At 74.7% G+C, this 8,573-nt stretch carries 6 protein-coding genes; 5 read left to right on the top strand and 1 reads right to left on the bottom strand.

What is annotated here, in order from left to right:
* The 4 genes from DZF91_RS32680 to DZF91_RS32665 form a co-directional block, all read left to right on the top strand.
* Positions 1–1,825: non-ribosomal peptide synthetase (locus tag DZF91_RS32680; RefSeq protein WP_117360911.1), on the top strand; the 1,825-nt coding region annotated here is incomplete at its 5' end.
* Between the two features lie 5 nt (positions 1,826–1,830).
* The gene (locus tag DZF91_RS32675) at positions 1,831–3,750 is read left to right on the top strand and encodes a B12-binding domain-containing radical SAM protein (protein WP_147341499.1); all 1,920 of its coding nucleotides are present in this window, start codon (positions 1,831–1,833) and stop codon (positions 3,748–3,750) included.
* A gap of 4 nt (positions 3,751–3,754) precedes the next feature.
* Complete coding sequence (locus tag DZF91_RS32670) at positions 3,755–4,921, top strand: acyl-CoA dehydrogenase family protein (protein WP_117360909.1); 1,167 nt, start codon at positions 3,755–3,757, stop codon at positions 4,919–4,921.
* Positions 4,922–5,003: 82 nt separating this feature from the next.
* Positions 5,004–5,780 carry a thioesterase II family protein gene (locus DZF91_RS32665; RefSeq protein ID WP_117360908.1) on the top strand — a complete coding sequence of 259 codons (777 nt, stop codon included), beginning with the start codon at positions 5,004–5,006 and terminating at the stop codon, positions 5,778–5,780.
* A 29-nt stretch (positions 5,781–5,809) separates the two neighbouring features.
* Here DZF91_RS32665 and DZF91_RS32660 read toward each other — a convergent pair whose 3' ends face one another.
* Positions 5,810–6,070, bottom strand: a complete 261-nt coding sequence (locus tag DZF91_RS32660; protein WP_117360907.1) for a ferredoxin — start codon at positions 6,068–6,070, stop codon at positions 5,810–5,812.
* A 148-nt stretch (positions 6,071–6,218) separates the two neighbouring features.
* On the opposite strand from DZF91_RS32660, the gene DZF91_RS32655 reads away from it, so the two are divergent.
* Positions 6,219–8,573, top strand: a 2,355-nt coding sequence (locus DZF91_RS32655) for a non-ribosomal peptide synthetase (protein ID WP_147341498.1), incomplete at its 3' end; no start/stop codon positions are given.

Below are 8,573 nucleotides of genomic sequence, written 5' to 3'. Positions count from 1 at the left end.
GGCCGCGTCGCGGCCGGCGACGCCGCTGCTCGACCGGATCGTCCGCTGGGCGCGCGAGTCCCCCGAACGGCCCGCGGTCCGGTCCGGCGGCGCGGCCGTCGGGTACGGCGAACTGCTGCGCTCGGCGGAGCGGGTCGCCGGGCGGTTACGCCGGGCCGGGGTCGGCCGCGACGTGCTGGTGCCGCTGTGGATGGACGCCTCGCCGGAGCTGGTCGCCGCCGCTCTCGGCGTGCTGCTGGCGGGCGGCGCCTACGTCGGCATGGACGTGGACGACCCGGCCGACCGGGCGAAGGTGATCCTGTCCGACTGCGCCCCGCCGGTCGTGCTGACCACGCGGGCGCTGGCGGCGTCCGCTCCGCCGGGCGACTGGGAGACCCTCGCCGTCGAGGAGGTCCTGGAGGACGGCACCGGGGACGCCGGTGACGGTGACGCGGACGCCGGTGCCGGGGACCCGCCGGACGTCCGCCCCGGCGATCTCTGCTACGTCACGTTCACGTCCGGCTCGACCGGGATCCCGAAGGGCGTGCTCGTCGAGCACGGCGGCGTGGACAACCTGGTGGCCTGGTACGTCGAGGAGTTCGCCGTCGCGCCCGGCGACCGGATGCCGCAGCTCGCCAAGCCGTCGTTCGACGGGTGGGCGCTGGAGGTCTGGCCGTGCCTGGGCGGCGGCGGGACGCTGTGCCTCACCGGGGGACGCCTGCCCGACTCGCCGCAGGACCTGGTCGACTGGCTCGTCCGCGAGGACGTCGCGGTCGGGTTCTTCACGACCGCGCTGGCCGTCCAGCTGCTGGAGGCGCGCTGGCCCGAGACCGGCGGCACGTTCCGGACGATGCTGCTCGGCGGCGAGAAGCTGCACGCGCCGCCGCGCGCCCGCCCGCCGTTCGCGCTGTTCCACGTGTACGGGCCGACGGAGACGACGATGCTCGCGACCTGCGGCGCGATCCGCGCGGACGCCCCGCCCGACGCGTCCCCGCCGATCGGCCGCCCGCTGCCGGGGCTGCGCGGGCACGTCCTGGACGAGCACCGCCGGCCGGTGCCCGACGGCGAGCCCGGCGAGCTGCACATCGAGGGCCTCGGGGTCGCGCGCGGCTACCTGAACCGGCCCGCGCTGACCGGCGAGCGGTTCCACCGGGCGCCGGAGTCCGGGGCGCGGATGTACGCGACGGGCGACCTGGTGCGGCGGCTGCCGGACGGGGACATCGAGTTCCTCGGCCGCGCCGACGAGCAGATCAAGCTGCGCGGCTTCCGGATCGAGCCCGGCGAGATCGAGGTGGCGATGCTGGCGGTGCCGGGCGTGGGACGGGCCGCCGCCGTGGTGCACGAGCCGCCCGGGAGCACCGGGCCCGACGCCCGCCGCCTGGTCGGCTACTGGACCGCGGCGCGCGGGGCGTCCGCGCCGACCGCGGAGGCGCTGCGCGCCCGGCTGTCCGAGCGGCTGCCGCGCTACATGGTGCCGGTCGCGTTCGTCCGGCTGGACGAGATGCCGCTCACCCCGCACGGCAAGACCGACCGCCGGGCGCTCGCCGAACGCGGGCTGGAGCAGCCGGCGGGCGGCGAGGCGGGGCGCGACATGGAGTACCGGTCCGCCGCCGAGAAGCTGCTCGCCGAGGTCTGGTCGAAGGTGCTGGGCGTCCCGGAGGTCGGGCGCGAGGACAGCTTCTTCGACCTCGGCGGCGACTCGCTGCTGGCGATGCGCGCGGCGGCCGAGGCGCGGCGGCGCGGCCTCTACCTGGTCGCCGAGGACCTGTTCGAGACCGACATCCTGTGCGAGCTGGCCGAGGCCGTCGGCGCCGGCGGGGCGCCCGCGGCCCGGACGGGGGCGTGACCGGGATGAGCCGTTCCGTCGCCCTCGTCGAGGTGCCGCTGTACCCGCACACGCTGCCGCTCGCGTCCGGCTACCTCCAGGCGTACGCGCAGCAGGACCCGGAGATCGCGGACGCGTTCTCCTTCACCATCCACTCCCGCTCGGTCGCCCATCCCGAGACGGAGCTGACCGCCGAGCTGGTCGCGCTGGACGCCGACGTCTACGCGCTGAGCTGCTACCTGTGGAACATGCGCCGGATGCGCAAGGTCCTGGCGGCGCTGCGCGCGGCCCGCCCGGACGCGCGGTTCATCCTCGGCGGCCCGCAGGTAATGAACCGGATCACCGAGTACATCGGCCCGGACATGGAGAACGTGACCGTCGCCGACGCGGAGGGCGAGACCGTCTTCGCCGCCTACCTGAAGGAGCTGGCCCGCCCGGACGCCGACCTCGCGCGCGTCGGCGGGATCAGCTTCTGGCGGGACGGCGGGCTCGTCACGACGCCGCGCCCCGACCGGATCAAGGAGCTGGACGAGATCCCCTCGCCGTTCGCCGCCGGGATCTTCGACGGCGCGGACTACACGTTCGCGGTGGTCGAGACGAACCGGGGCTGCCCGTTCCGCTGCACCTACTGCTACTGGGGCGCGGCGACCAACGACAAGGTGCACCGCTGGGACCTGGACCGGGTCAAGGCCGACCTGACCTGGCTCAGCGAGCACGGCGTGGAGAACCTGTTCCTCGCCGACGCGAACTGGGGCGCGCTGCCCCGCGACGTCGAGCTCACCCGACACCTGGTGAGCTGCAAGGAGGCCAACGGCTACCCGCTGATGGTGAACATGCAGGCGGCCAAGAACCGGCCGGACCGGGTCACCGAGATCACCGACATCCTGGTGACCGGCGGGATGCTCACCAGCCAGCCGGTGTCGCTCCAGACGGTCAGCCCGGCCGCGCTGACCATGGTGGACCGCTCGAACATCAAGGAGTCCACCTACGTCGAGCTGCAGGGCAAGCTGCACGAGAAGCGGATCAGCTCCTACACCGAGCTGATCTGGCCGCTGCCCGGCGAGACGCTCGAGTCGTTCCGGCAGGGCATCGGGCGGCTCTGCCGGATGGGCGCGGACGTCATCGTCACCTACCCGCAGCTGCTGCTGCCGAACACGCCGATGGCGCGGCAGGTGGACGTGCTCGGCATCCAGACCGTCCAGGTGACCGACGACGCGTCCGAGGCGGACGTCGTGGTCGGCACCAAGTGGGTGGACCGCGCCGACTACGAGCTCGGCGTCTGGTTCTACTACGCGGTCGTCTCCGCCTACAACGCGCGCGGGCTGTTCTACACGGCCCGGCACCTGGAGGCCGCCGGGGTCCGCAGCCACGAGGCGCTGCTGGAGGACGTGGCGCGCTGGTTCCGCGAGAACCCGGACCGCGAGCTGAGCCGGTTCTTCGCCGACTCGATCGCCACGCTCGACAACTACGACATCAACAACCTGGGCAAGGTGCTGCACAAGGTCATGCACTCGCACCGCGCCGAACTCGACCACCTGCTGCTGGGCTTCGCGCGGACCCTGCCGGGCTGGCGGGACGACCCGCTGCTGCGCGCCATGGTCGAGCTCGACCTGCTGGCCCGTCCCTACGTGTACCGGGAGCCGGCGGTCCTGCCGGACGTCCCGCTGCGCGAGGTGGCGGTGCTCGACCGCGGGCGGTTCGACCTGACCGTCGAGATGCCGCGCGCGGCGGCGGAGGCGGCGGGGCTGCCGGGCGTCCCGGCCGACGGCGACCGGGTGGTGCTGGTCGTCGACCACCGGGGGCGCCGCAAGATGCCGTATCCGAGGCACCGCAGCCTGGACCACAACGCCTCGTACTGCCAGGCGATGATGAACCGGATGCGGGACGTCCTGCCCGAGTGGCGGGCGCTGAGCCCGGCCGCGCCGACCGGCGCGTCGGCGGGGTGAGGCCGTGCGGGAGGAGATCCTGGACGACGAGCACCGCGACTTCCGCGACCTGGTCCGCTCGTTCATCGCCAAGCAGGTCGCGCCGCACTACGCGGCGTGGGAGGAGCGCGGGATGGCCGACCGCGCCGTCTGGCGCGAGGCCGGGGCCGCGGGGCTGCTCGGCATCGACATGCCCGAGGAGTACGGGGGCGGCGGGAACGCCGACTACCGGTTCCAGGCGATCCTGTCCGAGGAGCTGGCCCGCGCGGGCACCTACGCGCCGAGCCTGCCGCTGCACAACGAGATCGTCGGCCCGTACCTGCGGACGCTGGCGACGCCCGGGCAGCGGGAGCGCTGGCTGCCGGGGTTCTGCTCGGGCGCGTGCGTCACCGCGATCGCGATCACCGAGCCGGACGCGGGCAGCGACATCAGCGCCATGCGCACGACGGCCGCGCGGGAGGACGGGCACTGGGTGCTGAACGGCGCCAAGACGTTCGTGTCGAACGGGCACAGCGCCGACCTGTACCTGGTGCTCGCGCTGACGCCGGGCGGTCCGCGTCCGGCCCGCGGGTCCCGCGGGTCCCGCGGGACGTCGGCGAGCCTGCTGGCGGTCGAGGCGGACCGGGCCGGCGTCGGCCGCGGCCGGAAGATCGACAAGATCGGGATGCGGGCGCTGGACACCGCCGAGCTGTTCTTCGACGGCGTCCGCGTCCCGGAGGAGAACCTGCTCGGACGGCCCGGACGCGCGTTCGCCTACCTCATGCGCAACCTCGTCCAGGAACGGATGTGGATCGGGGTGTCCGCGCTGGCCGCCGCCGAGCGGATCTTCGACGACACGCTCGCGTACGCGGGGGAGCGGTCGGTGTTCGGGATGGCCGTCGGGCACCACCAGAGCAACCGGCACCTGCTCGCCGAGCTGGCCACCGCGCTCTCGGTGGCGCGCAGCCACTGCGACAGAGCCGTCCTGGCCCACAGCGCCGGGCGGCTCACCGCCGAGGACGCCGCGATGGTCAAGTGGTGGAACACCGAGCTCTGCCAGACCGTCGTGAGCCGCTGCCTGCAACTGCACGGCGGCTACGGGTTCGTCCGGGAGTTCGCGGTCGCGCGGGCCTTCGTCGACACCCGCGTGCAGTCGATCTACGGCGGCACCACCGAGGTGATGAAGGAGATCATCGGCCACTCGCTGGTCTGACCCGGAGCACGAGCCGCCGGGCAGGAGGCGGGCCGACAGGAGAGGCCGGGCACGAACGGCCGAGGCACGAGAGGGAGGACGCATGGCGCGGGCGCACCCGTGGTACCTGCCGTTCACGCCGCGCCCGGACGCGCGGCTCCGGCTCTACTGCCTGCACTGCGCGGGCGGCGGGCCGTCGATGTTCCGCACCTGGCCGGAGCTGCTGCCCGACTGGATCGAGGTGCGCGCGGTGCGGCTGCCCGGACGCCCCGGACGGCACCGCGAACCGCCCCTGACCAGCGCGGACGAGGCCGTCGCCGCCTTGCTGGACGGCCTGTCCGACGCGGGCGGCCTCGACCGCGACCACGCGTTCCTCGGGCACAGCATGGGCGCGCTGCTCGCCTACCTGATGCTCGGCGAGCTGGACGCGGCCGGCCTGCCCGCGCCCCGGTTCTTCGGGGTGGCGGCGTGGACCCCCGGCGGCGCGTCCAGGGACGTGATGCCGGACCCGGAGTCGTCCGACGAGGTGTTCACCGAGGCGGTGCGCGCGCTCGGCGGCGTCCCGGACGAGCTGCTCGACGACCCCGGCATGCTGCGTGCGACGCTGCCGATGCTGCGCGCCGACTTCACGCTGGTCCGCGGATACCGGCGTCCGGAGCGTCCGCGGACGCGGGTGCCGCTGGTCGCGTTCGGCGGCGCGGACGACCGGGTGGTCCCGCCCGCGCTGATGGACGCCTGGAAGGACGAGTCCGAGGACTTCCGGGGCCTGCACATGTTCCCCGGCGGCCACTTCTTCCTGCGCGAGCACGCGGCGGAGGTCGCGCGGATCGTCGCGCGGACGGCCGGGGAGGTGCTCGCCGCCCCGGCCGCCCCGCACTGACACCCCGCAGCGACACCCCGGACGGCCGGTCAGGGCCGGGCCGGCTCCTCGCCCTCGACCGGGGCGAGGAGCGCGCCGGTCTCGGCGTGCCGCACGCGGATCGCCTCGACCGGGCAGTTCTCGGCGGCGTCCAGGACGGCGTCGGCCTCGCCGGTGAACTCGTCCACGGGCCGCGACCGGTTGTCCTGCAACCGGAAATGCGCGGGCGCGATACCCGTGCACATTCCCGAACCGATGCACACCCCCGAGTCGACTCCGATCTGCCACTTCCGGCCATTCTTCTCTGCCATGGCAATCCTTTCTCGCGGTGCCCGATGTCCCGGCGACGGGACAACATCTTCCCTGTTAGCGAGGCATTTGGTGGCGGTGGGCTCTTGACCCGTCCGGCTTCCGCAGTGACAGTTAACAACAATTTTCTACGCCATTTTCGGTGGGGTGATGGATGTGCGGGAACCGGTGGACGGCACCGTGCCGGAGCGGTTCGCGAGGCTCGCGGCGGAAACGCCGGACGCGGTCGCGGCGGTGTCCGGCGACGTCTCGCTGACCTACCGGGAACTGGGCGCCGAGGCCGACCGGGTCGCGCGCGCCCTGGTGGCCCGGGGCGTCGGCCCGGAGTCGGTGGTGGCGGTCGTGCTGCCGCCGTCCGCCGGGACGGTCGCGGTGCTGCTCGGGGTCCTGCGGGCCGGCGCCGCGTACCTGCCGATCGACCCCGGCTACCCGGCCGAGCGGGTCGCGTTCATGCTCCGCGACGCCGCGCCCGTCCTGCTGCTGACGACGCCGGAGGCGGGCGCCGGCCTGCCGGGCGGCTGCCCGCGCCTCACCCCGGACGAGCTGACCGCCGGGCCCCTCGCCGGGTCGGTCCCGCCCGTCCGGCACCCGGACCGGACGGCGTACCTCATCTACACCTCGGGCTCGACCGGGGTGCCGAAGGGCATCGCGACCACGCACCGCGCCCTGCTGGAGTTCGCGGGCGACCACCGGTGGCGCAACGGCGCGCAGGAATGCCTGCTGCTGCACTCGCCGCTGGCGTTCGACGCGTCGGTGTACCAGCTGTGGGTGCCGCTGCTGACCGGCGGCCGGGTGGTGGTGAGCCCGAGCCGCGACCTCACCCCGGACCTGCTGGCCCGGCTCGTCGCGGAGCACGGCGTGACCGCGACCCTGCTGATCAGCTCGGTCTTCAACCTGCTCGTCCGGGAGGACGCGCGCTGCCTGGCCGGGTTCCGCGAGGTGTGGGTGGGCGGCGAGCGGGTGTCGCCGCCGTTCATGCGCCGCGCGCTCGAAGCCTGCCCCGGCACCTCGTTCGTGAACGGCTACGGGCCGACGGAGACGACGGTGTTCTCGACCGGCCACGTGCTGTCCGCCGACGAGGACCCGGACGCCGAGGTGCCCATCGGCCGGGTCTTCGACGCGCTCACCGGGCGCGTCCTGGACGAGGCGCTCCGGCCCGTCCCGCCGGGGACGCCGGGCGAGCTGTACCTGAGCGGCGGCCAGGTGGCGCGCGGGTACGTGAACCGCCCCGCGCTGACCGCCGAGCGGTTCGTGGCGTGCCCGTTCGGCGCGCCCGGCGAGCGCATGTACCGGACGGGCGACATCGTCGTCGAGGGCCCGGACGGCGAGCTGCACTACCAGGGCCGCGCGGACGACCAGGTGAAGGTCCGCGGCTTCCGGATCGAGCTCGGCGAGATCGAGACCGTCCTGCTCGACCACCCGGACGTGGCGCACGCGGCCGTCGCCGTCCACGAGGACGCGCGCGGCAGGCACCTGGTCGGGTACGTGGTCGGGGCGGGGGCCGGGGCCGGGGACAGGACGGGTGGCGCGGCGCCGGACGCCGCGGACCTGCGGGAGTTCGCCGCGCTGCGGCTGCCCGAGTTCATGATCCCGTCCGCGTTCGTCCCGATGGACGCGCTGCCGCTGAACGCCAACGGCAAGCTCGACCACGCCGCGCTGCCCGCGCCCGCGTTCGACGCCGGCGACTACCGCGCGCCGCGCACCGCCGCCGAGACCGCCCTCGCGGAGGTGTTCGCCGAGGTGCTGGGCCGCGCGCGGGTCGGGATCGACGACGACTTCCTCGCGCTCGGCGGCGACAGCATCCAGGCGATCCAGGTGGTGGCGCGGGCGCGCGGACGCGGCCTCGCCGTCGCGTCCCGGGACGTCCTGGAACTGCGCACGGTCGCCGCGCTCGCCGGGGCCGCCGACGCGTCCGCCGCGGACGCCGGGCGGCCCGTGCTCGCCGAGCTCGACGGCGGCGGGAACGGCTGGATGCCGCTGCTCCCCGCCGCGCAGTGGATCAAGGAGCTGGGGCCCGGCTTCGAGCGGCTGATGCAGGCGATCGTGCTGGAGCTGCCCGAGGACATCGACCACGACGGGCTCGTCGCGACGCTCACCGCCGTCGTGGACCGGCACGACCTCATGCGCGCGCGCCTCGTCCCGGACGGCCTGGTCGTCGACCCGCCCGGCGGCGCCGACGTGGGGCGGCTGATCCGGCGGGTGGAGGTGGACGGCCGCTGGGACGACCCGTCCTGGCACCGCACGCTGGTCGGCGAACTGGACGCGGCGGCCGACCGGATGGACCCGACCACGGGGGCGATGTCGCAGTTCGTGTGGTTCGACCCGCCGTCCGGGCCGGGCCGCCTGCTGCTCACCCTGCACCACCTGGCCGTGGACGGCGTGACGTGGCGGATCGTGATGCCCGACCTGGCGGCGGCGTGGCGGCGGATCCGCGCGGGCGAGGCTCCGGGCCTGCCGCCGGTCGCGACGTCCGCGCGGCGCTGGGCGCACGCGATGGCCGAGGCC

Source organism: Actinomadura logoneensis, assembly GCF_003428695.1.
In the GTDB taxonomy this organism is placed as follows: Bacteria; Actinomycetota; Actinomycetes; order Streptosporangiales; family Streptosporangiaceae; genus Spirillospora; species Spirillospora logoneensis.
The sequence above is the reverse complement of the archived record's forward strand: the minus strand, read 5'-3'. Positions and strand labels throughout refer to the sequence as shown.

Bases quoted from the DNA above. Each gene is read 5' to 3' on its own strand.
- DZF91_RS32675 (WP_147341499.1), top strand. From the start codon at position 1,831: ATGAGCCGTTCCGTCGCCCTCGTCGAGGTGCCGCTGTACCCGCACACG.
- DZF91_RS32665 (WP_117360908.1), top strand. From the start codon at position 5,004: ATGGCGCGGGCGCACCCGTGGTACCTGCCGTTCACGCCGCGCCCGGAC.
- DZF91_RS32660 (WP_117360907.1), bottom strand. From the start codon at position 6,070: ATGGCAGAGAAGAATGGCCGGAAGTGGCAGATCGGAGTCGACTCGGGG.